This is a genomic window from Photorhabdus luminescens subsp. luminescens, assembly GCF_001083805.1.
Lineage (GTDB): Bacteria > Pseudomonadota > Gammaproteobacteria > Enterobacterales > Enterobacteriaceae > Photorhabdus > Photorhabdus luminescens.
In genome coordinates, this window is the sequence record NZ_JXSK01000007.1 from 40,115 (window position 1) to 63,888 (window position 23,774).

General features: G+C 47.4%; 26 protein-coding genes and 2 pseudogenes. 4 read left to right on the forward strand and 24 right to left on the reverse strand.

Translation table 11 applies throughout. The features are described from left to right. Positions 1-8 precede the first annotated feature (8 nt). The 12 genes from TI10_RS16045 to TI10_RS25185 all read right to left on the reverse strand — a co-directional run bounded on the left by TI10_RS16045 (position 9) and on the right by TI10_RS25185 (position 9,921). On the reverse strand, positions 9-395 hold the full coding sequence (locus TI10_RS16045) for a TIGR03745 family integrating conjugative element membrane protein (protein WP_225814729.1): 387 nt from the start codon (positions 393-395) through the stop codon (positions 9-11). A gap of 39 nt (positions 396-434) precedes the next feature. Continuing rightward, entirely contained in the window at positions 435-671 is a 237-nt protein-coding gene (locus TI10_RS16050) for a TIGR03758 family integrating conjugative element protein (protein WP_049584417.1), read from the reverse strand. After that, positions 668-994 carry an integrative conjugative element protein, RAQPRD family gene (locus TI10_RS16055; protein ID WP_049584418.1) on the reverse strand — a complete coding sequence of 109 codons (327 nt, stop codon included), beginning with the start codon at positions 992-994 and terminating at the stop codon, positions 668-670. Before TI10_RS16055 ends, TI10_RS16050 begins: the two co-directional genes overlap by 4 nt. Before the next feature lie 570 nt (positions 995-1,564). Beyond that, a complete protein-coding gene (locus tag TI10_RS16060) occupies positions 1,565-2,455 on the reverse strand; it encodes a DNA-processing protein DprA (RefSeq protein WP_049584419.1) in 891 nt (296 codons plus the stop codon). Between the two features lie 192 nt (positions 2,456-2,647). Then, positions 2,648-3,400 carry a TIGR03747 family integrating conjugative element membrane protein gene (locus TI10_RS16065; protein ID WP_049584420.1) on the reverse strand — a complete coding sequence of 251 codons (753 nt, stop codon included), beginning with the start codon at positions 3,398-3,400 and terminating at the stop codon, positions 2,648-2,650. Further along, complete coding sequence (traD, locus tag TI10_RS16070; protein WP_049584421.1) at positions 3,381-5,543, reverse strand: type IV conjugative transfer system coupling protein TraD; 2,163 nt, start codon at positions 5,541-5,543, stop codon at positions 3,381-3,383. Before traD ends, TI10_RS16065 begins: the two co-directional genes overlap by 20 nt. 103 nt (positions 5,544-5,646) lie before the next feature. Then, positions 5,647-6,183, reverse strand: coding sequence for an integrating conjugative element protein (locus tag TI10_RS16075; RefSeq protein WP_049584422.1), 537 nt, complete (start codon positions 6,181-6,183; stop codon positions 5,647-5,649). Positions 6,184-6,188: 5 nt separating this feature from the next. Then, a complete protein-coding gene (locus tag TI10_RS16080) occupies positions 6,189-6,812 on the reverse strand; it encodes a transglycosylase SLT domain-containing protein (protein WP_244161627.1) in 624 nt (207 codons plus the stop codon). Then, complete coding sequence (locus tag TI10_RS16085; RefSeq protein ID WP_049584423.1) at positions 6,791-7,492, reverse strand: TIGR03759 family integrating conjugative element protein; 702 nt, start codon at positions 7,490-7,492, stop codon at positions 6,791-6,793. Before TI10_RS16085 ends, TI10_RS16080 begins: the two co-directional genes overlap by 22 nt. A 36-nt stretch (positions 7,493-7,528) precedes the next feature. Beyond that, positions 7,529-8,326, reverse strand: coding sequence for a hypothetical protein (locus TI10_RS16090; RefSeq protein ID WP_049584424.1), 798 nt, complete (start codon positions 8,324-8,326; stop codon positions 7,529-7,531). Between the two features lie 410 nt (positions 8,327-8,736). After that, the gene (locus TI10_RS16095; RefSeq protein WP_049584425.1) at positions 8,737-9,678 is read right to left on the reverse strand and encodes an Rpn family recombination-promoting nuclease/putative transposase; all 942 of its coding nucleotides are present in this window, start codon (positions 9,676-9,678) and stop codon (positions 8,737-8,739) included. 78 nt (positions 9,679-9,756) lie between these two features. Then, positions 9,757-9,921, reverse strand: a complete 165-nt coding sequence (locus tag TI10_RS25185) for a hypothetical protein (RefSeq protein WP_155416490.1) — start codon at positions 9,919-9,921, stop codon at positions 9,757-9,759. A 125-nt stretch (positions 9,922-10,046) separates the two neighbouring features. Between TI10_RS25185 and TI10_RS16100 the strand changes: the two are divergent. From TI10_RS16100 to TI10_RS16110, 3 genes and pseudogenes are all read left to right on the forward strand, one after another. Beyond that, positions 10,047-11,066, forward strand: a pseudogene (locus TI10_RS16100) (IS110 family RNA-guided transposase). A 530-nt stretch (positions 11,067-11,596) separates the two neighbouring features. Further along, positions 11,597-11,914: a type II toxin-antitoxin system RelE/ParE family toxin gene (locus TI10_RS16105; protein ID WP_011145421.1), complete on the forward strand. Its 318-nt coding sequence runs from the start codon at positions 11,597-11,599 to the stop codon at positions 11,912-11,914. A gap of 2 nt (positions 11,915-11,916) precedes the next feature. After that, the gene (locus TI10_RS16110; RefSeq protein WP_021324288.1) at positions 11,917-12,228 is read left to right on the forward strand and encodes an addiction module antidote protein; all 312 of its coding nucleotides are present in this window, start codon (positions 11,917-11,919) and stop codon (positions 12,226-12,228) included. Positions 12,229-12,373: 145 nt separating this feature from the next. Here TI10_RS16110 and TI10_RS16115 read toward each other — a convergent pair whose 3' ends face one another. The 12 genes and pseudogenes from TI10_RS16115 to pilL2 all read right to left on the reverse strand — a co-directional run bounded on the left by TI10_RS16115 (position 12,374) and on the right by pilL2 (position 23,501). Continuing rightward, entirely contained in the window at positions 12,374-12,616 is a 243-nt protein-coding gene (locus TI10_RS16115; RefSeq protein ID WP_049584426.1) for a hypothetical protein, read from the reverse strand. Positions 12,617-12,844: 228 nt separating this feature from the next. After that, a complete protein-coding gene (locus TI10_RS25190; protein WP_074525049.1) occupies positions 12,845-13,300 on the reverse strand; it encodes a hypothetical protein in 456 nt (151 codons plus the stop codon). A 9-nt stretch (positions 13,301-13,309) separates the two neighbouring features. After that, complete coding sequence (pilV, locus tag TI10_RS16125) at positions 13,310-14,539, reverse strand: shufflon system plasmid conjugative transfer pilus tip adhesin PilV (protein ID WP_175445359.1); 1,230 nt, start codon at positions 14,537-14,539, stop codon at positions 13,310-13,312. Between the two features lie 2 nt (positions 14,540-14,541). Further along, the gene (locus tag TI10_RS16130; RefSeq protein WP_049584428.1) at positions 14,542-15,207 is read right to left on the reverse strand and encodes a prepilin peptidase; all 666 of its coding nucleotides are present in this window, start codon (positions 15,205-15,207) and stop codon (positions 14,542-14,544) included. Next, a complete protein-coding gene (locus tag TI10_RS16135) occupies positions 15,208-15,810 on the reverse strand; it encodes a type 4 pilus major pilin (RefSeq protein ID WP_080985079.1) in 603 nt (200 codons plus the stop codon). It abuts the gene before it with no gap. A 69-nt stretch (positions 15,811-15,879) separates the two neighbouring features. Continuing rightward, positions 15,880-16,965 carry a type II secretion system F family protein gene (locus TI10_RS16140; protein ID WP_049584429.1) on the reverse strand — a complete coding sequence of 362 codons (1,086 nt, stop codon included), beginning with the start codon at positions 16,963-16,965 and terminating at the stop codon, positions 15,880-15,882. Further along, positions 16,958-18,511: pseudogene (locus TI10_RS16145) on the reverse strand (GspE/PulE family protein). The gene TI10_RS16140 and the pseudogene TI10_RS16145 overlap by 8 nt, the downstream one beginning before the upstream one ends. 13 nt (positions 18,512-18,524) lie before the next feature. Then, positions 18,525-19,010 carry a type IV pilus biogenesis protein PilP gene (gene pilP / locus TI10_RS16150; protein WP_049584430.1) on the reverse strand — a complete coding sequence of 162 codons (486 nt, stop codon included), beginning with the start codon at positions 19,008-19,010 and terminating at the stop codon, positions 18,525-18,527. Then, positions 18,997-20,298 (reverse strand): type 4b pilus protein PilO2, encoded by a 1,302-nt coding sequence (gene pilO2 / locus TI10_RS16155; RefSeq protein ID WP_049584431.1) that lies wholly within the window; start codon positions 20,296-20,298, stop codon positions 18,997-18,999. The genes pilP and pilO2 overlap by 14 nt, the downstream gene beginning before the upstream one ends. Positions 20,299-20,321: 23 nt before the next feature. Then, a complete protein-coding gene (gene pilN, locus TI10_RS16160; RefSeq protein WP_080985080.1) occupies positions 20,322-22,022 on the reverse strand; it encodes a PilN family type IVB pilus formation outer membrane protein in 1,701 nt (566 codons plus the stop codon). An 18-nt stretch (positions 22,023-22,040) separates the two neighbouring features. Beyond that, a complete protein-coding gene (gene pilM / locus TI10_RS16165; protein WP_049584433.1) occupies positions 22,041-22,475 on the reverse strand; it encodes a type IV pilus biogenesis protein PilM in 435 nt (144 codons plus the stop codon). A gap of 6 nt (positions 22,476-22,481) precedes the next feature. Further along, the gene (gene pilL2, locus TI10_RS16170) at positions 22,482-23,501 is read right to left on the reverse strand and encodes a PFGI-1 class ICE element type IV pilus protein PilL2 (protein WP_074525052.1); all 1,020 of its coding nucleotides are present in this window, start codon (positions 23,499-23,501) and stop codon (positions 22,482-22,484) included. 63 nt (positions 23,502-23,564) lie between these two features. On the opposite strand from pilL2, the gene TI10_RS16175 reads away from it, so the two are divergent. Next, positions 23,565-23,771, forward strand: a complete 207-nt coding sequence (locus TI10_RS16175) for a hypothetical protein (protein WP_049584435.1) — start codon at positions 23,565-23,567, stop codon at positions 23,769-23,771. Positions 23,772-23,774 lie beyond the last annotated feature (3 nt).

A 23,774-nucleotide genomic window follows, 5' to 3' on the forward strand; every position in this document is an offset into this window, starting at 1 on the left:
CCCTGGGGTTAAAAGAGAATGGAAGTCGATTTGCCCAGCAGCCAGATAACAGCCACTAACAGCACTACACCAACCACCACAATCGCGCCAAATTTAGTCCAGGAAGCTCTGTCACTGCGAACTTCAGAAAAAGTATGGATTGCCGCTGTCGCCACATTGATAAACGCGATCGCGGCAACGACCAGCCCGCCTATTACTATGCCGTCCTGCAAGTAACCTTTAACGGTATTAAAAATGCCGCCGCCACTCCCGCTGGAAGGCGGTTCAACCGTTGGCAATGCCGCTGTCACGGGTTGACAAACCAGATAAGCCAGCACACAGAGTGACACTGCACGGGTATTGATACGGGTAAACAAGCGGAACAGTGACTGACATCCCCGGTTTAACAGATCCATTTCCTTTTCCCTTTTTTCCATTACAGGTTAAAAAACCGATTAGCTGGCAAACATCCAGATAGCCATCACCAGCAACAACGCCACACGAATGACAAAACGGTTCATCGCCGCTTCACGTACCTTTTCATTGGCCCAGCCCTGCCAGACGTCCACTATTCCCCATGCGGCCCAGAGAAACAGCACCGCTATCAGTAAACCGATACAGAGAAATTGCATCACATGGGGATCGAGATTGCCGGAAGCAGCCCTGAATGCATTGCGTTGTACCTCGTTCACCGTATTCGCTCCTGACGATATTGACCGGTCACATCCAGCACAGCCGCAGAAATCCCTGGTTGGGCACGGGATGGTGTCAGATAGCGGTTAATGCCTTCACGGATAATATTGAGGTCCCGGTTAGCACGTAGATAATCAAAATAAAAACGGTCTGCCTGACCCTCCTGAACTGCCAAAACCCGGGCACGTTCCAAACTGGCCTGCACCTGGTCAAGCTGCCTGAGTGTGGTGGTCAGTTCATCTTTTTCTCCGGCCAGTACAGGCCAACTCATGAGTATCGTCAGGACAAAAAGACTATGGGAAAATAAGCGGAAATAAACCATAGCATTACTCTAATCAGCGTAGATATACACACCAATAGAGTGACAAAAAAGAGTAACGATTACAGTGAATAATTGTTTATCTGATTTTGAAAATTTTGAATATCTGAACTTAGGGTATAAAACTATAAACACCCCATCTGGTTAATAAGATAGAATTGATAACTGAGGCTTTCTAATACAACAAAGGAATTAAGTGGTATAATAGATCATTAGGCGTTCATTTATTCAAACTTTACAGATAATATTTTCTGTAGGCAGATTTGACTAATTAAGTACAATTCGACACCAAAAAAATATAATTAAATGGTGTGTTAGAGGTATTAATAAATAATTAGTCGATATTAAATTGGAGGAATTATTTAGCACTCATCAAACCAATTGATTTCAGCTTCACACACAGTTCTAGCTACAAATAAACCCACAATATGAACTTGCGGCAAATGGTTTTTAATAACCATTTTCATTGTTTTATAGTGACTACCTATTCACCATAAAATTAACAAGTGTCGTCTTCTGCAAGATAGTAGTGATCTCTACAACTCAATTCATCAATTTTTGTAAGACAGTAAGTCACAGATGTTCCCTAATATCCTCATAGTCTTTAACCCTTATAGCCCCTAACGCTTCATATTTTGCCGGCCAGCTAATTGAAGTGTTCTTGAAACAAGATTCTAATATAAATAATTTCCTGCCTTGATTCAAAGCCGCTCTAGCTTGCGTCATCGTTCCTGAGGTATCAAATGCCTCAACTATAATAGTCGCTTCAGATAATGCCGACATAGTCACAGTACGCTCAGGAAAAAACAGACGATTACTACGGTAATCTTGCTCAATATAACGTTTAAACGGCACTTGGCTAATTAGCAAATAATTTTCTCTAATTGCCTTTTGGAGCTCACTATTCTGTCTTGGGTAAATATGAGACAACGGAGTACCAATAACCGCTATTGTGTTACCTCCCAGCTCCAGCGCAGTCGTATGAGCAACCGTATCTACTCCCTCAGCCAAGCCAGAAATGATAGTAAATCCATCATTCACAAGACATTTAACTAGCTTTCTTGTTCTACGGCGACCTTCATCAGATATCTTTCGTGAACCGACAACAGCTACACACCGAGTATTAACTAAATCCCACCAACCTTGATAATAAAACAATTCTATTGGGTGACGAGCATCTCTCAATTTATCAGGATACTCACTAGCTCCGTGCACTCTAACACCTAAATGCTCCACAGAATATTTATTAAGAATATATTTCAGTGACTTTTTGACAGACTCTCTTTCTTCTTCGGGGACAAGTTCAGATGGTATCGTACCATTAGGTGCTTGCCGGAATTTATCAGCAATAGTTTTAAATGTGGCGCCCTGCTCAGTCCACAGCGCTTCATATGCAGCCATCTCCTCAAATGGAGATATCGCTCGTTCGAAGGAATCTGAAGATCCAAAATCAAGTTGCAACATTTTATCTGTTCCCAATTCATAACATAAAAGGTTACTAAGAACACCTATACGGTAACTGCCGAAAAGGCAGTACAAAAACATGCTAAATGGTTAACTGAGTAAATTCCATTATTTTTTCTTTTTACTGCCAAATTAGGCTTTTTCGCTGAAAAATCTAACAAAAATCATTAAAAATTTTACCTATTTATTACCTCAAAGATATTTCTTAAAAGTACTCATCATCACGGTAATAGCTATCCCCGATAGGAGAGCTGCGGGTAACAATAGTAAATTAGGATACACAGCCGACGGCCAGGAGAGATATAACAAACAGGGTACACAAAACGCCGGTTTCACAAACCGTTTGGCATGATGATAGACAAAGCTCGATTCATAGGCAGCACCATAACGTCGCAAGTCACGTCGACTTAGCCCTTCAACGACAGAAACACCTATAACCATCACAAACAATGGCAAAGACAATACCAATATAGTGAGCCGGATAACAAAGGTTACGGTCACATATACCGTTGCCAGCAGATACTTCCGCAAACTTTCCGCCAGCCATACACTCCAATCGCTCAACTCTCTCACCATTTCATGGTGGCTCCGAGCTTGTACTGTATGCTGCTGATTAATCCAGTCTAGTGCACCACTGTCTACAAACACCCACTGATACCCCCATTTTAACCCGATACTGAGCGTAGTAGCAGGCTCCGATAACAGTAAACTGCGAGTAAATTCTTTAGACAACCAACCGCTTTCCGTGATCATGACTTGCTGGCTGTGTGTCTCACCTTGTTCCGGCCAGAAAAAAGCGATCCCAAAATATTCAATCACCAGACTGAAAAGCAGCGAAGCCAGCAACAAGCCAATAAGCATCCACGGAAAATCCCACAAAACCGTTTTTAATGGTCCTGACTTTTTCGGTGGTGTCTGCGGCAACTCAGTTTTCGCTTGTGCCATTGTCTGCCACCTCCATGTCAAAGTTATCGGCCAACACAGCAGTTTTTAACACCGCATTCAGGTCAACCTGTCTGTCATCTGGCATTGCGCTCCCCGACCACCAGGATTCACTGGTACGGTAATGTTTACGCATTTCATCAGCGATTTTTTGCAGACTTGCCGGCATCAGGTCATCATCATCGGCTGCTGGCAACGGCATGCGGATCTTCCATAACCGTCCCCCTTCAAGCAGAGCAAATGCCTGACCTTTCGGCAAATTAATCACCTCGGCGGGAGTAATTAACGGCGTTCTGATCGTGCTAACCCGGTCCTGAGTGTTAGAGGTAAAGTGACTCCCCTGCTCTGGACTGGAGATATCGGTAATCCCGGAGACCAAAGTTTTGGTATAGACCTCTACCTCCGGCAACTGGCGGGTTAACAGCTCGGCAGTGTTGTTTTCCCTAACCCGCAACATGACTAGGGTATTGAAATTCCCGGTCACCTGTGCAGCTTTAGCACTACTGCCAATACGGGCTTCAATATCAGACAAGGTCTGGGTGTAAGCGGTTACCTCAATCCCAGCACCACCCCCTTTGTTTATCAGCGGAATAAATTCATCGCCCATCAGCTCATTAAATTCATCACAATGTAAGCTAATAGGGAGTTTTCTCGTTTTGCCTTCTGGTAAACCATCATCCAAACCAAATTTGTAGATATGACCTGCAACAGAAACCAAGTCTGCGAACATAGAATTACCTACTGCCGAAGCCACTTCTGCATCCGATAAAGCGTCCAGCCCCACATAGACGATACCTTTCTTACGTATCACTTGTTGCCAGTCAAAGATGGGACGCGGATCATTCATATCCGTGTAATCTGGCGCCAACAGAGCAGCTATTTTCCCCGTGGTCAGCTTTTCCAATAATGGCAACAGGGATGCCACAATTTTGTCAAAGTAGGTGCGATCATAGCGAACTGCACTACGTAACCCGTCCAGTATCGGATCGTAGAGTTTTTTCCCCGCTTCTGAGCTTAGTGCCATTTCAATCGCCCAGATTTTCACTGCATTCGTCTGCCCCTGCATATTGCGTGGCAAATCGTCTTCCGTCAGCAGACCCAGGCTTTTCTCCACCTGCGTCCATAACACAGGCAGGCATTGCCTGATAATTTTTTCAGCATAAGTTTCATACAGTTCCCCAATATTGGTGACATAGCGTAATATCAGGGTGTAATCCGGTCGCTGCCCCAGTGCCACCAAGGCGCGGGTAACGATATTGACAAAACGCCAGGCAAACTCACGAAAAGCGGCGCTATTACCCGCCCCACTCAATTGTCCCGCTATACGAGAAGCGACTTCTGAAACCCGGCCAAAACGTCCGACAGCATTATAACGAGCACTAATATCCGGCCAGCCCAGATGAAACACCTGGAATTCATCTTCTCGCCCGGCACGATGCGCTTCCGCCCACATGCGTTTGAGCAGGTCTGCATCCCCTTTCGGATCAAACACAATCGTGATATTACCTCGCCGGATATCCTGCGTGATGAGTAGTTCTGCCAGCCGAGTCTTACCAACACGGGTTGTACCGAGTACCAACATATGGCCAACCCGCTCGCACAGGTCCATTGATACATTAACCTCTTCCGGCTCAATGCCATGCAATGCCGGATTGCCTCCTACCGGCGGCAATGGCCTCAGCGGGTTCCACGGAGAATCACGTTGCGTCAGACGACATAAAGAAGGCAATGGGTACTCAAACCGCCGCTCAAATGCCCTCGCTAATTGATAGTACCGGGGAGGTTGAACATAACGTTCGACTTCCGGGCGCAAGGTATCCAGAAATCGCTGTGTATGTTTTTGTTGCCAAAGAAACCCTTTCCCCAGAAACAATCTCTGATGACTGACGGGCACCTGGTGGCTGGCCATCACATAACGGGGCAATCGTCGGATATTGCGCCGGTAGTTCAGTACACGTAGCCCCTGCCGAAATCGGAGACCTGATAACACGCCAAAACCTGCCGCCATGACATAACTGACCGATGGTGACAATGCCACAGCCCACGGCGCTGCGATACAGACACCGGCGGCAACCGCCGAAACAACAGCGGTATTCAGCTCAACAGCCGGACGTAACCGCGCTTCAATCACATAACGATCGCTCATCTAGCCCGCCATAACACCACAACTGCCAACAATAATCCCAACAAAAGCACGGTGAAACTGTGTGGTAACACCAGTTCGGATAGTATAGGATGACGGGACCACATCAACGCACCTGCTGGGTTAAGCCAGTATCGGTAATCAACACTGGATAATGCTGTAAGCGCAAACGACGAGCCAAATCACTGCCGGAAGCGGGAGCTAATACCAAGCCCTCTGCAAGCTGACGCAGTTCATCCAGTTGTGTTTTATCCCGCACACTGACCAGCAACCCCACCGCCTGCTTTTTCCGAAGACCAACCAAATTTTTCTTCAACCACTGTTTTGACCGGGCATCATCCCCAATCATGAACAACGCCCCCATTCCCGGCAATTGCAACGGACGAGCGTCAACACGTCCGGGAGACAATTCTGGTGTTTCCACCGGTAACATGCCTCCTTCGGTTAAATCCGACGGGGCCACCTCCGCATTTGAAGTGGCGGTCAGTTCATCATCCTGAGCATTAATGGCATCAAAATACGCTGCCGTAGATTGTCCACCCAAATCAGCCACAATAGTCAGTGCAGCCTGAGAACAAGGTGTTAATATCATCATCATTAAAAATAAACGGTAGCGATAACGGGTTAAGTTATGGATTAACATCTTCTTTACTTTTCCTTCGGTTCAATCCAGGTCAGTGTCGTATTAGCTACAGCAATATTGGTGGATAAAACAGGATATCGGGTCTCCAGCGTGCTCAGTTTACGTGCGACGATTTTCCGATACTTACTCGCGGGCTGACCGCCAGCGGGATGGTGATAACAGCCTGCCGCATTCAACCAACTCCCCGGATTGGATTGATAACAGGTTTTCAGAATACGAGCTGCCACATGAAGATTAGTATAGGGGTCCAAGGCATCCCAATAAGAACGAAAATAATGGCCGTTCCAGCCTAAATTCACTTGAGTAATCCCCACATCAATACGTTTGAGGGGTACGCTGCGCATAAATCCCTGCAACGCCTGCCAGACCGCCTGTCGGGTTGCATAACGATAACTTTTTCCAGCCACATTGAGCGTCCACGGCCAGGGGCGTTCATGTTTCTCCTGTGGCAAACGTTTTGCCGATTCAGCCAGTGCCAACGCATAAAGCATTTCAGCGGGTACGCCATGCACCCGCGCAATCTGCTGATACCCAGGCGGCACAGTCTGCTTTACGGCGGCGGCTATACCCTCGGTCACCCAAAAAAGGCTGCCCGCTACAGCGAGACTCAAAATGCCACCACACGCCATCCGTCATTCTCATGTTGTAGCACGACCGGCATTTTCCCCTGACCAAATTGTCGCCAGCGCCCTTTGTCATGATTGAGTGTGATTTTTCGACTACGGACTTTTTCTGACGGAATATGATGTTTACCTGCCCAGGTACGTAAAACATCATCATTGCCTTCACTATCTACAAGGTAAATATCCACCTCTCTGTCAGCTGACAAGACAGCAGCCAGCCGAACATCACAGGCCGCGCAATCCTCTTTCACAAACAACGCCAGCCGTCCCTGATTACCCTGTGCGATTCCGTCCCCCTTCCCTAAATTAACCGGCAAAATATTCGGTGCCAGACGTTTCCAGGCCGCATCCACCGCCCGCTGGAACGCCAGTTCCTTTTCAGCACGGACATATTCCTGCCTGACCCACAATTCTGCATAATGTTGACGCGCTTGTACTGTTTCTGCCTCAATGCCCAATGCACTCAACGGATCGAGTCCAGGAGACTGAATACCCCGTTGCCCCTGCATCAATTGCTGATAACGCTGAAATTCGGCTTCTGTCAGCCCCCACGCTTGCGCCTGAATACGGTGATTTTCGGCCTGCATAACCTGTTGCCGGGTCGCTTTCGCAACCGTGGTTGTCTGTTCCGAGATAGCAACTTGTGCCGCCGAGGCTGACAGAGGCATGACAACGCCAACCAGCATCAACCAACACCTCTGGCTGAAAAAAACCTTTTCTCATTATTGTCCCTCGTTAACTGACAGGGTTTGACGGTGCCCTTGTACCTGGAACAAAGCCTGATGATCGGAGATACTGACCAGAGTCCACTCAAATGCGCTTTCACCCGGAGTCAGTAAGCGCATTTGAGATATTTGGGAATGAGGATCTGTGTCTCGTGGAATAATAACGGCATAAACTTGTTCTCCCCGACGTTCAATACCCGAAAGTATGAAAGGAGCAACTCTCTGTTTCTTAGCTCGAAGAACCTCCCGGTCAGGTGTGCCCGCTTTTCTACCAGAATGCTTTTCCTGCTGAGATTTCCACGCGATTAATGCGTCAACGCGCATTTCCTGCTGTTTCCCGATATTTTTCAATACACTCACTGCTTCGGTAAGATCCTGATGAGCACGGCTTAAATCAGTAACTGACCGTGAGAGCTGTTTCTGTTGGTCGTTGATGGATCCCTGTTGCGCTATCAATGCCTGATGAAACTGGTCATTTTGCATTTGCCAGTCCTGACGGGAGACAAAGCCGGTCTCTGCCTTATCAAGCCGTTCGTGCAGCTTTTGCACCTCATCAGGCAAATGCTGGAATGATCCATTTCGCATCAATGACTGAAATTCCACTAACTGATGATGTTGCTGCCGTACCACGAATGCCAGAAACGCTATACTGACAATAACAAGTAATATTGACAGATACCCCAGACATTTTTTTAACGACAACAACTTGGGTTGGGTCTCTTGAGAAACCACCTGCCGCAAGCTGTCAATTTCAGCCTCAGACGTCAGCGACAGAGGAGGTACTTCAGTTGTCATACCACAACATCCTTGTTTATTTAGCACTGTGCCTGGCATACTTTTAGTATTATCGAGTTGCTTGACAAAACAACGGACACAGAAATGCGATTTATTCAGTAGTGATTAGAGTCTAATCATATGATTACCCGACACAGGGAAGCATACTGTGCAAAACCAGAGAGGATGACGATAAAAAATTCAACATGAAAAAATGAAAATTACACTCCAATATAGAGCATAAAATCTATGGTTCCCCTCGTTTTTGCAACACTAATTTTTGATGAATTTTTGGCTTGCTTAAATCTATCCGGCGTCACTATAGGCAAGGATGCCCGCGCCCCAATGAGTTCCGCGCCTGTTGACATTAGCAAATACTTTTACCCACCTTAAAAAGGTGAGTAAAAGTACAAAAAATAGAAAGGAAAAGGTTATTGTAAGGAGAGGAGTTCTTCACGGCTAAGACCGGTGCTTTTCATAACCAGTTCAATACTGGCACCATTCTTTAAAAAGGCACGGGCAATATTAATTGAAGCTTGTTTTTCACCTTCCTGAATGCCTTCCTGAATGCCCTGTTGAATACCTTGCTGAATACCTTGCTGAATACCTTGTTCCCGTAATCTCTGTGCAATATTCATTATTGCCTCCTGATGGCTGCCTACCTGTTCAATCAGTTTCTGAAGTACCTGTTCAAAATGTGGAGAATCCATTGTAACAAACAGGTAGTTAAGAATAGTAACAACATCGTTGTCACTATTATAATTGTACTTAAGGGCCTGTGCCAATAATGTGGTCACAGCTTCAACCCTGTCTCGCAAATTTTTATGTTTCATCGCCAGTTCCATCACGGCGATTTTGCGATGATTGACTAACTCATTATCATCAATCACGGTCACATCGACTAGTGGAAATGGATTGAAATACACCTCTTCCGCTAAGCGAGGTAATGAAAAGCATTGTGTCCAGCGTTGCTGGAAAGGATAAGGGCTGCTATCACCGTGGTAAAACAAAACGGGCACAACCAGCGGGAGTTCCTTATTTCCTTGTTGAAGGTGTTGATTCATCGCCATAAAAGCATAATGCATCATGCGCCATGCCATCATTTTATCCGGCGTTGACTGATGTTCAACAAGTACATAAATATAACCGTCACCTTGTTGAGTTTTCACCGAATAGAGCACATCGGACATTCTTGAACGTAACTGACGGTCAATGAATGAAGAATTAGTCAGTGTTAACGTATTAAAATCACATAGCCTCTTAATTTTCTCCGGCAGATGAATGTCAAAAAAGTCTCGGGCATTCTCTATCTGAGCCATAAACCCTTTGAATGTAGCATCATGGGGTGTGGGGCGCGCCTTTTTATTATTCATATTTTCTTATTAAAAAATAATTCCCATCATCAGTGTACAGCACAATAAAGTCTAGTACCAAGGTGGTTTTATAATTCATCATGCTACGTTATCAGCCGTGACCAGTTGACTGAGCGCTTGTGCTGTCTGGCGCATAGGCTCAGCAAACGCCAACAATGTTTCCAGTGAAACACGAATGGCAGGGGTATGCACATAGACACAGGCAATCAATCGATTTTTTTGATGAGAATGTAATGAGCGCATCCCAATCACTTAGCCCTTGGCACCGTGCTGAAATTGAGAGGTGAAGCATGGAGCCTCTCAGATTTCCGGCCTTATAGTGCCTAAGCGGGAAGCCTGTTGCTCCCTGATGACGGGAGGATCCACCCATGAAATTTACTCCTGTTGGCGTCGATATTGCAAAACATTTGATGCAAATTCATTTTGTTGATGAATACACCGGTGAACTCATTGACAAGCAACTAAAACGAAATGATTTTTTAACTTTCTTTAGTAACCGTGAGCCTTGCTTGATTGGTATGGAAGCGTGCGGTGGCGCTCACTATTGGGCACGGGAACTGAGAAAGCTGGGACATGAAGTGCGTTTGCTTAAGGCTCAGTTTGTCAGGGCATTTCGGATGGGAAATAAAAACGATGTTCAGGATGCCCGGGCGATTTGGCTGGCCGTTCAGCAACCCGGTAAATCCGTTGCTATCAAAAATGAAGAATAGCAGGCCATTCTGTCATTACACCGGATGCGCTATCAACTCGTCAAATTCAGAACCGCGCAGATCAATTCGTTACAGGGTTTACTGCTGGAATTTGGTGAAACCGTACATAAGGGCAGAACCTCGCTGGATAAAGCCATGCCTGAAGTCCTTGAGCGACTAAAGGAAAAACTGGCACCATTCCTACTCAATCTGCTTGAAAAGCAATACCACCGTTTGAACGAAATCGATGAACAAATTGAACAGGTGGAAAAACAACTGACGACGTGGGCAAAGCAGAATGCTGATTGTCAGCGAATTATGAAAATTCCCGGCGTCGGTGTCTTAATTGCGACAGCCGCCATCGCAACGATGGGCGATCCCAGAGCGTTTCGGTCGGGCAGGGAATTTTCGGCCTATTTGGGCCTGGTGCCGAAACAAACGGGAACGGGAGGCCGGGTCAAATTACTGGGCATCAGTAAACGGGGAGATACCTATCTAAGAACCCTGTTTATTCACGGTGCAAGAGTGGCCACCTTACTGACAAAAATACCGCTGCCGTGGGTGACGGAGCTGAAAAAACGCCGTCCGGTCTGTGTAGTGATAGTGGGGATGGCCAATAAGCTGGCTCGTACTGTTTGGGCATTGGTCGCCCATCAGCAGGAATATCAAAAAGATTACGTCAGTGTCAGACCTTACTGAGGTGTTTCACTGATCAACTTTCACTTTTAACTACAAGGATGAATGTAGAAAGATTGCTAAGGCAATGATAATGATGACAAAGACAGGTAAGACCGTGACTTGCTAAACCTGATTTATGCTCTGAGCGTAAAGCTCGTTAGGAGAGTGAGGAGTCAGTCAGCGGATTACATCGAGGCCCGCAGCTCTGGCTGTAATAAGGCCGGATATAGAGCTGCAACCTACCGTCGATGTCAGAGTAATTTTTGTCTTGCAAACGGGATGCGTTCATATAGAGCATAAAATCTGTGGGGCACTACATTGGCGTTTATGCCGCTATAGCTAATGTAAAACCATCAACCATATTCCGACTAGCTCATTAATTTTGATGCTGGGATACCAACGTTCAAATTGTGCTTTTTAGCTCGCCATTCAGAACTGCCGTCCGAGGGGAGCATTTAAATGATTGCCCCACGGTTTTTTACGCTCTCCATTATTCGTACCGAAAGATGCTACATTGACAGATTCGTAGCTTTAAAGATACAATAATTTATATGAACACGATCAAACATTATCTCACCTCCGATAACCGGGACTTGTATATGGAGTTCCTGAAAGGTATTCGTGACCCTATAGCGAAATCGAAAATCTCGTCACGGGTTAACCGAATGGCTACCGGAAATTTTGGTGATAATAAACCTTGTCGAGAGGGTGTCTGGGAGCTTCGCATAGATCAGGGGCCTGGCTACAGAGTGTATTACAGCTTAGTTGGTCGTGAAGTGGTGTTATTGTTAGTTGGGGGCGATAAACGAACCCAAGATGCCGATATAGATCAGGCGATTGAATGTCTGAAGGACTATTTGAAGAGGTAATTATGGCCAAAGCACGTTTACATGATGATGCAATGGTGCAGCTTCTCCGTGAAGATCCTGAGTTTGCTCAGCATTATCTGCATCAGGCATTTGTTGATATGGATGAAGAAGGCGGGCAGGAAGCATTTCTTATGGCATTACGCCATGTTGTAGAAGCACGAGGAGGAATGGCACAGATTGCAGATAAGGCAGGTGTTTCACGCGAGACTCTGTACCGAACGCTGTCGCCTAAAGGCAATCCGACTTTGAAAACTTTGCGTAACGTCGTTGCAGCAACAGGATTTCAATTCTCTCATATCGCATTAATGGCTTAATTCTGCCAGATAATTATAACCGTCAAACCTGTGATTAACGACGGTTTTCAACCCACATCAGCCTTATTTTTGCATTTGCCAGTCCTGATGGGAGACAAAGCCGGTATCCGCTTTATCAAGCCGTTCATGCAGCTTTTGCACCTCATCAGGCAAATGCTGGAATGATCCATTTCGCATCAATGACTGAAATTCCACTAACTTGATGATGTTGCTGCCGTACCACGAATGCCAGCAACGCTATGCTGACAATAACAAGCAATATTGACAGATACCTCAGACATTTTTTTAACGACAACAATCTGGGTTGGGTCTTTTGAGAAACCACCTGCCGCAAGCTATCAATTTCAGCTTCAGACGTCGGCGACAGAAGAGGTATTTCAGTTGTCATACCACAACATCCTTGTTTGTTTTATTTAGCGCTGTGCCTAGCGTATTTTTTAGTATTATCAGATTGCCTGACAAAGCAACGGACACAGGAATGCGACTTATTCAGGTCATGATTAGAGTCTAATCATATGATTAACCTGATACCGGGAAGCATACTGGGCAAAACCAGAGAGGATGACGATAAAAAATTCAACATGAAAAAATGAAAATTATCCCCCAATATAAGATGTTATTTTTCCTGCTTCACCACCACCATAACACCACAGGCAGCCGTCGGAACATAACGCCACTCATACAGTAAGTTTTGTAATGTAATTCCTGTTCGCTCCCAGAGAGGGATCACCACGTTAACCATCCGGTAACGCCATGTTGGATAACGTGCCAGAACCGAACAGGCCAGCTGTATCTGAGCAGGTCGCATCAAATGAGAACGAAACAGAATATCCCTGTCTGCCCGTAAAAGTGCCCCTTCAAGTTCGCGAACAAATGCCGCATGAAAGCACCGGGTTCGGCTTCGCGTCAGACGCCCTATCCTGTCAGTCGGGGAAAGATGAATGACGTAATACCGTTTTTTCCTGTGTCGAAAACCCGAACAGATAAATCCCCGCCAGGGCGTTAATCTGCTCACCAGTGCAAAACAAGGACAACATAACACCAACAAAATAAAAATCAGATATATGAACATGTGACATTTTCATTTACAGCAGGTAATGACATAAGCTGATTCGCTCCTTTGGTGACCCACAAATTTCAGTCCCGCCGCATAATATCCAGGCTTACATCGGTGTTCAGAGAAATCACGTCCCCCCCAGTTTCCATCCTGATAACATTGATTCTGCTGCAAGGTAGCTTCTGCTTTTGTCCACAGCCCCGACTGGCAGGACAGTATGGCGCCTTTGCTATCGCGGCTAACCAATCCATTGGGTAAACAGGGCGTACCCACCACTGCCACTTTATCAAGTTGTAAAAACTCCCCGGTCGACAAACGCCCATCAGCCCGGAGGGTACCGCTTTTGATTTGCCCCTCAGTATAAACGCTTTTATTATTGACACTGCGAAGCCAGTTGCTGTCTGACATCATCCAACCACCCCCATAGGTTTCATTTAACCAGCCTTTATTCCTTGTCGTCACAATCCAGCCATCGTGGCTACGAATATCCCCCTGAAACTGGCCGGCATTCGCCCGGATATCACCACTGAAATGTCCAGTCTGTGCATTCACAGTAGCCGTATTGTTCAGGTTGTTGCCTCCCATGTTAATGTCAGTATGCATTTTATTCAGCTCCGGACGACCGGGGACAGCAAAACGGTACAATCGGTCGCTCTCCTCACGGGCAGTAGATAACTCATCTGCGCTCAATAACACGGCCAGATGACCTTCACCACTGTTTATCCCAAAATCCTTTAAAGGCACCGTCCATGAACTCATTGCGCCGGTAGCCGTCTTTCCATCCCGAATATATCCCCCCAATCCGGTAGAGATATCCATCGATATCAAGCGCAGAGCTTTATAAGGCAATTGACTCCCTTCTTGTGTCACCACCATTGCCTGCAATAATGCCGGATCTCGGGTATTTCGCACTACAGCGGTCTGATAGCGCTGTCCTGAACTGTTGGTGTCTTTGAATCCGGATGGCAACAGCCCCGTTTTTCTCAACATATCCGGGGTGATAATCACAGGCTGAGCTGTCGTTGCTGAATGCCGCAATTTATCGTAATAACGGCCAATATAAGCTTTCGACGCCGCACTGAAACGACTGCTTTGCGCCGCCATGACCTGCCAGGACTTCTCCGTCAGATAATCGTTATAAATACGGGTGCCCAACGCCGCCAATATCAGCAATATCATGAGTCCAGCGGCAGTGCCCAGCATCATATATCCCCGGTCAGGTTCACTGTCGTTACAGCCATTTCTTTCTGTCATTACTAGATTACCCATATTGGCTGATATAACCGCTCCAACAACATGACCACACTCCCCAAACTGAGCCAGGGTCCCAGCGGCCCGCCTTTCGAACTTCGATGAGGTAATTGTGCCAAATGCCACAGCACGAAACCGGATAGACCGATCATGCAGCCTATCAGTGCCGGTAACCCTGTCAGCCATGCACACAATGCGCCAATAAGCCAGACATCCCCCATTCCCAGTGCTTCACATTGAGAATGCCAGTTCATCAGCTTGCGCAACACCCCCATTCCAGCAAGCATAAGCACTGTAGCAAAAAGAGTTATGGATACTGACTGCAACGAAATATTGATCAATACACCGGACACCAGACAAGCCAATGTAAACTGACGAGGAAGCCAGCCACTCAAAACGTCCATAACCGATAATTGCAACAAAAAACTCAACAGCAACAGTGCGGCTATCCGTTCCATCAGCGGAGCTGGTGATAACAACATCAATGTGCCCGACACCATGTATAGACAGATAGCCATTCGTGGTGCCGGATGCCCTGAACACATCGACATACCGTATTCGTGCAAAAATTTACTCACAGGACGCAATAGCACGCATCCGATGACAAATAACGTCATCATAACCAGAGGGGTATATTCTGTAGGAAAGCTAACCGCAATCAGTGTCTTCATTTAACCGTTAATCGTAAAGACCAGTTTATTGGTACCGGTACGACCGTTGTTCTTTGTGCATTCTGTACTGGCGCTTTCCAGTGTGACTTTACCATCAGCGTGATAAGTATTATTAATGGCGATTTCTGATGCACTCCCTCCCCGGCTCATCCCAGTCGCCAGTGAAACACAGGCAGACTGCGGGACTCTCTCGTAAGTTACCGTGAATCCATTATTAAATCCCCCCGTGCTGCTCGGTCCGACCTTAACCTGACCACCCCAGGTATTCCACAGCGTGGCATTACCGACAGTCGTATCGCCGCGAACCGTCATACTCTTCGGTACGCCCCCCAACTGAATCAGGATACCTGTCATCTTGTCTGCATGACTAAATTCATATCCACCACTGCCTTTCATTAACCCCTGAGTACTGGAGATGATAGTTTGCAGATTCGTTGTTTCTACAACAGCATCCTTGCGGTCATACAACATATAAATTCCTCCCAAAACTACAGTAATCACGGCAATCACAACCAGAGCGACCGCCCCATTTTCCAAAATAGCCCAACCCCGTTCAGGGGGACGGACCATTCTGTCTTGTTTCTGTATCATCATGTATTGCATTGATTTATGCCTTATATAAAGGGTTCTTTATGGAGAAAATCGTTAAAATGGAGGCTCAATTTAAGGGTACTACTGCATGATGTTAGCCATGTTCTGTATTTCCATGACGGCCAGCAGGATCAACATAAATGCCCCGACAACCAGCAACAGTGAACTCAACATGACCAAATTGGCCCGCCTGTTCACCCGAGCGATTGTTTGGTCCAGCCACCGCTCACCATAGCGCCCAATAATGTCCGGAGTACCATCACCTTCCGTCAGCAATGACAGAAAATTAACAGCTTCCTTTGACGGAAAACCATAGCCGCAGTGATGCAATGCCCGGCCAAAGTGATCCCCTTCACGGACACAATCAGCAATAGATTCCAGACGAATCTGTAACCAGGGAGATGCAAAGCGTTGCAGGATAATTAAAGCATCCAGCGTCTGAACATGGGCACGTAAAAGGGAAGCCATATTCAGTAAAAAAATAGCCCCCTGAATATCGCTATAGACCGACCAGGGGATAAGATGATCTGCTATGCGACGCAGACGATTGATCCACCGCGGCAACGAATACACCACACCCACAATAAAAAAGAGCAGTAAGACACCACACCACAGGAAAGCCTTCTCAAAGAATGTCGCCATCCCGTTCAGCCATGCCAGCACACCCTGCCAGTTTTCCGGATCTGAAATACTTCTTAGCGTTGGTACCAATTCTGTTGCTGTGATCACCAGTAATCCCGTCATCAGTAATACTAACAGTAAGGGATAAATCATCATTCTGAGCGACACTATCAGAATACGCTGACGGCAACCTATCAGTGTCATGGCCTGACTCAACGCTTCAGGCAAATGACCGCTACGCATACCGGCACTAATTAACGCCGCCTCTTCTACCGGTCCCCAAGCAGCCAGCACATGTTCCAAGGTATTAGTTTGACTGTTATCAGTGAGCGCCGAGATGCAATCGTCAATGAGTTCAGCAAATGGATGCCAATGGGTATCGAAATGGGTATACACATCACGTATCTGCCGCAATGCTTTCAATAACGGTATCTTGTTTTCCAGTAGAAAACGCAACGCCTCATAGAAAATGATGCGATAACTCGGTAAGAAAGTGTGGCGAACTAACACATAGCGCAGACGGCTGACCCATGACATTTCACGCATCACACTGCTCCATCAGCAAATAATCATCCTCATCCAGCGGACAAACTAAGTCTGCCTCCAATGGGTCAATCAGCCCTGCATTCAGCTTATTCAGTAAATGCTGACGACGAGTAATCCCGCCCAAATTCGATACCCAGTGTTGCCTCGCAGCCTCTTTTCCCTCAGTCATCAACAAGGTAAAGAATCGGGCATCTGGCCTAATGACTTCTGCCACCACACTACGACCGGTCACTCCTCGGCTAACAACCCGTCCGCTCAGGGCAATAGTCTGGCAACAATGTTCACATCCTTCAGGATGACGAAAATATAAATTCTCCACACCACACACACCAGAAGCATGGCAATAACGCATCAGATAAGCCCGTTGTTCCTCATCCAGTACAGCCTGTTTCTGTGCCCAAGGTACTCGACAGTGCGGACATAATGTCGGTACCAAACGCTGACTAATCAACGCAATCAACAGTTGTGCATCTGCAATCAGCCCTGCATTCACCCCCATCGTTATCATGCGTTCAGGAATACCGACTGCACTATTGGTATGCAGAGTCGTCATGACACTATGTCCAGTTTGCGCAGCATAAATGGCCGTTAACATAGAGGTCAGGTCACGCATTTCGCCTGGCATAACGGCATCGGGATCAAGACGCAGCGCAGAGGTGAGCGCTCGGTGCCAGGCAAGCCTGACCGCCTCTTCATCACTTTTGTCACACACGATGGGAGTTTGAATAGCACCAGCAATCCGCCCCTCCGGTGGGTCTTCAACGGTCAATAACCGCTTTTTGCCCCTTGTCCTGTCAAGATACTGGCGACAAAAAGTGCGTAATGTCGTGGACTTCCCGGAGCCGGTTGGCCCCAATAGCACAATCAGGCCCTCCGGCAGTCACAAAATACGGGAAACCAGTTTGATTTGCTGCGGCAAAAAACCTAATTGTGTCAGTGTAGGCACTTTGTCACCATCATCGGCAATCACACGCATCACAACATACAACCCATCTGCTGTTGGCATATGGCTGTACCGGGCACCATACAAATGTACCCGACGCAGAAAATCCGCTTTAATCCTCCCGTCCTGCTGACGGCCTGGAAAAAATTGCGTTTCAGTGACATCACACATTGACAGGATGATCGTAGATGCCAGTGCCATTCCCTCCTCTTCCGACAGTTCATTGACGACTTCCAGCTCACCGTGAATACGCATTTCAATTCGGGTCAGCCCCGGACTGATAGTCAGATGAATATCTGACGCATTCAGCTTTTTTGCCAGTTCAAAACAGGTCAGTACCTGCTTCTGGCGTTCACTTACATCAATTAAGTCCGACAGACAAACTCCCTGTTCATTCGTCCGCTGATGCTGTTTCTGGCGGTTTGCCTGCAATTCTGACAAATTGACAAAGCGAATTTCGGCCTCTGGTGTGGCTTCAAGTAATTGCATGACCCGAGTCTGGACCTGCGGATCACCCCGACGATTATTGTCAATTAATACCGTAGCCTGTTGTTCTTCACATAACAGCAACACGGCATCATTAATCTGGAGACTTTCTTTCATTCCCTTTCTTCTCTCAGAACGTGAGTACCGAATCATCACTTAGCGTGACCGCAGAAAGCGTGATCGCCTTAACGTTGAACTGAGTACCAGGCACTGCGTCACCGACAGCTAATTCCATCACACCGTGGCCCGGCAGACTTACGCTAGCCCGCAATGCATTTCCCCGACCATAAATCTCCTGAACCACCGGACGGGTCACAGAGTGTCCCGCAGTTACCACAGGTGATACGGTCACCGGCAGATCAATATCATTACTGCCCGTCAACCCCAAATGCTGACTTTCTGCCAGTTGGCGTTGTAACTTTGCCCGCTGCAATTCAGCTTCCAGCAGCAGATTTTTCGCGTGTAAATGTTCTAACTGTCCCACAGTCACACCCGCAGATGCCGCTATAATACCCATTGCCGAAAGCGCGCTATCCTCTGTTGACCGAACGGGTGGACTGATAAAAATTAGCCCACTTAACAAGCTGATACACAAGGCAATATTATTTCCGGGCATAAATGTATCCCTCTGCCTGATAGGTTAACTGTCCCTGTGAGGTCAGGGTAAACGTGACGCTGTTCAGTCGCAGCCCTGTCTCATCCAGTTCAGCAAATAGCCATGCTGGCATCACCCGACTACTGAAGCTGAAGAGGTATTCTCGCCAATCCTGGGAAGGTATAGATTGCCCGTCTCCCGGTAATGCCGATGCTGGAGTGAGTTCATTTAACATCAGGGGGATCTGCCATTGCTGGAAATTCGAAACCATCTTCATCAACTGTACTGAAACCGCAGGCACCGCTTCATCGCGAACCGGCAAAGGTTTCCACGGCAGGAATACCCGGCCTTCTTTTGCTCCCTGAACCAGATCAAAAACCGGTGACTGATTAAATACAGTCTGTACACGCTGAACAAAATGAGCCGCTGTACCGCCAGGCATAATCTCATAGTGAAGACGGACGCCATCTTTTCGGCATGAACCTGCCGTCAAGCGCCAACCCGCCAATAACACTGGAATCGTCCGATTGATCATGAGACAACGTGCCAAAAATGCGGGCAGCAACGGCTTATCGGCCCACGGATGAGGTAAATCAACAGGTTTTGGCGTTTCTTCAAACAATTGTGATGCCCTGACCTGCACAATTTCAGTCATCGGTAATCTCTCATCGGGAGATTTTCCTAACGGTAATAACACCCCTACGACTATCAACAGAGAGATGAATACGGCCATCAACAATAATGGTGACCGCCACCGCCGTTGCAAGCGACACATCCGATACTGATGAGCAGACAAAGCAGAAGTTATTGAGCGCCAGTGCGCCGGATTATCAGGGTCAGATACTACCCGCCAGCTTTTATTAGGAGCCGGGTTAAAAGTTAAAAAACGGGACAGTGCTGCATTGGCACTCTCGCGGGTTCCGACAATATCCGCCATTACGGACGGCAAACCATTCTGCGTCGCCAAAAATAACCGTTGCCCCTCGCCCAAATCGTAAATCCCGTACCCGTTTGGGCCGGAATGCGATAAAAAGGCGATGGCTAAAGAATACTGTGTATGACGGCAATACAATTTCCTGATCATTCCCGTTCCCATCATACGTGTAGTCTGCTGACGTCTCCCTGCTCGATTTCCCACGACCAGATGTACATCAGTGTATTGAGGACGAACACGTTGCCCTCTACGGCGTCCCCGTTTCATCTTGATGTACGGCGACCAACGCAGACCACTGATCCAACAATGGCGTCCGGCCTGTACAACCGTGACTTCGGGTGTCTCACCGGATATTTCTAAATCGATGCTTTTCATTGATTCATGCAGCCTTTCATTCCTCAATCCAGTAATACGGGGGTGATCAAAATCACCAACGTACTGCGCTTATTCTCTCCGGACTGTCCTCCCCCAAGCAGGAAATTACCCGGTGTAAAGGTGCCCGCCTTAGTGGCCCGTGTATCAGCCTGTTCAAATCCGGTGAGTACCAGAGCCTGTCCAGCCCGTAGATTCACTTTCTGGCTCAGTGAACGTAGCCGGATATACGGCATTTCGATATAAGAATTGCCTTCTTTAGATGTGAATGAACGGATAGTCGGCGGATCAGACAGGTTAAAAGCCACTTGTAACTGAACATCACCATTACGCTGTATCAACGGCAATAAGGTCATATTAAACCCGGTAGTAATCACCCCGGGTGTCAGAGCTGTGGTCGCGCCCACATCTGCGGCAATCGTTGTACTGCTTTGAGCCACATACACCGTTTGATCAGCCATCTGTATCGGAATCGGGGTCAAATTAGTGGTCGCACTTCCTTGAGAGGTCACCACACTGACATTACCTTGCTCGCTCAACGCCTTTATCAGCAGGCTGGAACCCGAGAGTTTTGCCGCCTTCCCTGTTGCACTTTCCAAAATACTGACCCCCGCAGACGTTGCCCCACTGCCCATACCACCGAAACTGCCAGACAGCGTAGCCCCCAGACTATGCAATGAGTTATAAACCCATCCCCAGTCCAGTCCCATTTGTTCTTTACGGGTAGTGCTGACACTCAGCACCTGAACATTCAACAAAACCTGACGGTTGAGAACAGTATTTTGCTCTTCTACATAACGGGATACCGAATCAAGCACCGCCAGTGTGTCTGTTACCATCAGTGTTCCACTGGAGCTTGACAACCAAAAACGACCACGCTCAGGCGTCAGCATATTCTCTACCGTCTTACGGATGTCTTCATATAAATCACTGTTCAGATCAACCGTCGTTTTCTGTGAAGAACTGGCATCCCCAGAAACAGAATTGTTGGCATTACCACTGCCCCCTGATGTCCCCATACTGCTGGTTGAACCTGAGGCAACACTGGCATTACTACTGGTACGGGTGTTGAGAACATTCAACTGAAATGTCCGGGTTTCAAACCGATAAAACACGACTGCCCTGTTATCTATCTTCCATGCAATCCCTAACCGGCTGGCAATATTGTCTAAAAGCCCCGTTAGCTCCCCTTGCCAATTGAGACCCGTGAGTCCTTCTGGCTCTCGACGCTCATCAGCATCAATTGAGTGTATATCGCGATCATCCAGCCAATCCAATGGCATACGTCCCTTATCATCAGGTGCCGGTAATGCCCCATGCATCTGGCGTGTCAACCCACCCGCAGTCGTTGATACGCGTGATAAAGCATCGGGTGTTACTGTGACCCGAATACCACAAAGTTGGGTAATGCGTTGCCCCAGTTCCGGTAATGTCAGCCCAACTTTACTGTTAATCGTTATCTGACAGGTCGGCAACTTTACCGATGCGACAGGCTGAACTACCGGTTTCAGATTCACCCAGGGTTTATCTACCCAGGTTACTACTGGCTGTTTCAGGCTATGCTGTTGATGCAAATGCTGTTGTGCTACTCGACTTTGCATACTGGCCTCACGCGCCATATTATCCACTGCCCGCAAGGTGCAACCGGACATCAGCGCCATTCCTGTTACCGCCGCTAATGGAACAAGGCAAGTACAAAGCCTGAGTGAATACAGTTTATTTTTCATCAAATCCTGTCCGCTTTTTCAGTTGAAATACACCACATCACCATCGCTAATCCCGTCAGGAAGAGTGAGCCCTATCTCTTGACCAGATAAGCCATACAACCGTCCCTGCCGGACTTCACCAATCAACATTAACCCCTTAGTGCGTTCGCGCAGAGCAGTTATAAGACCGGGTATTTCCGGCATCCACACCCAGAGCCGGCCTTGACTGATAACATGCCGGATACGGGCATCAGGCTGAAAAGGCAGAATGAGCTTACGGAGATCCACCGTGTCATTTTTAGATGAGCCGCCACGCCAGTGATTAATGGCACTGGCTAACAGCAACATGTGGTCTGCCAGTATTCGAGCCCTTGCGTTGTCACCATCGACGTGCAGTTGTTCTGCCTGTCGCAGCTGTATACCACCTGCAATCAACAGAAAAACCAAAGCAAACGCACTAATGACGTACCCCATTACGGTTTACCGTGTTACGGGTTTATCACTGACTGAAATCAGGCACTGAAAGCGGCTGACTTCGGCAAACAACGGCTTCTCAGCCTGGCGGTAAAGATCAAACACTTGTACCAACAAGGACTCAAAGTTGCCTTTGAACGTCAGCGGTGCATCAATGCGGTAATCCGTCGGTGACGACCACACCACGACCCAGTGTCCCCCTACCGGACAATCAATCGCGTTGGCCCACCGCTCCAAAGTTCTACGTAAAGTGGTTCCTGTTTCCGCACGCCAGATGTTTCCTACCGGTACCGTTGTCACTGGCGTACTACCGCTGAGTAGGGATTTAACAGGCTGAGTGGGTAGTACAGAAGAAATGGCAGTAGGTTTTCCTCCTGTCACAGGAATTTTAGGGGTATCAGTTTTTGGTCTTTCAGCTATCGGTGGCTTCACCGGTAACGGAGTGGCTAATGTGCTGTTGGACAATGTAGGTGCCGGCACCCGCATTTTTGGCGGTGTCACCCGGCCAACAGTTGTCTCGGAAAATTGACGATATTCATCACGTAAAACAAAACACACTTCACGGTTCACCTCATCTACCCGGATACGCCATGCAGACCCGGCAACAATCTGTAACGCTTCACTGAGCCGTATCGGCCCAATTTTGCGTTGAATAGCAGGTAATGGCCGGCCTATCAATTTAACGAAATGGGGTGCGGTGGTATCACACAGCGAATAACCGGTTCCAAATAGCAAATAGCGCAATCCATCACCAATGCGTTGTACCAACGGTACTGGCATGGTGATATTGATGATCTGATTTAGTGGTTCGCGTTGCGCTGCCTGACTGCCTACACTCACTAAGGTATAGCGATCATAGCGTGTGACTTCAGGTGTCAGAGGATAGATATCGGATACAGCGGGACGTGCCTGATGAGAATGGTGAAAACTTACACCTGACGCGGTAGTCTCCTGAGCTTGTCCGGTACACCCAGCCAGCACCATGACGGGCAACCAACTAAGTGAGAAAAAAGCAGGATTTTTCATAAGCATTCCCATGCAAGTGATCCTAAATGCGACTTACTGTGCGAGGATCCGGGATTGAGCTCAATGCAGAACTCTTTTTGCAAAATCAAAAAAAACGCACCAATCGAAGTCAGTGCGTCAGATGAGTCAATTCGTCAGAGTGAAAAATTAATGCCAGAACGGATCTGCCTGCCAGTTATGAGCAAACCCAGAGCTACGCAGATAAGGCTGAATCGCCGGATATCGCTGTATATTGAAAAAGGCAGCAACTCAGAAGTGAAGTTACACTAAGAA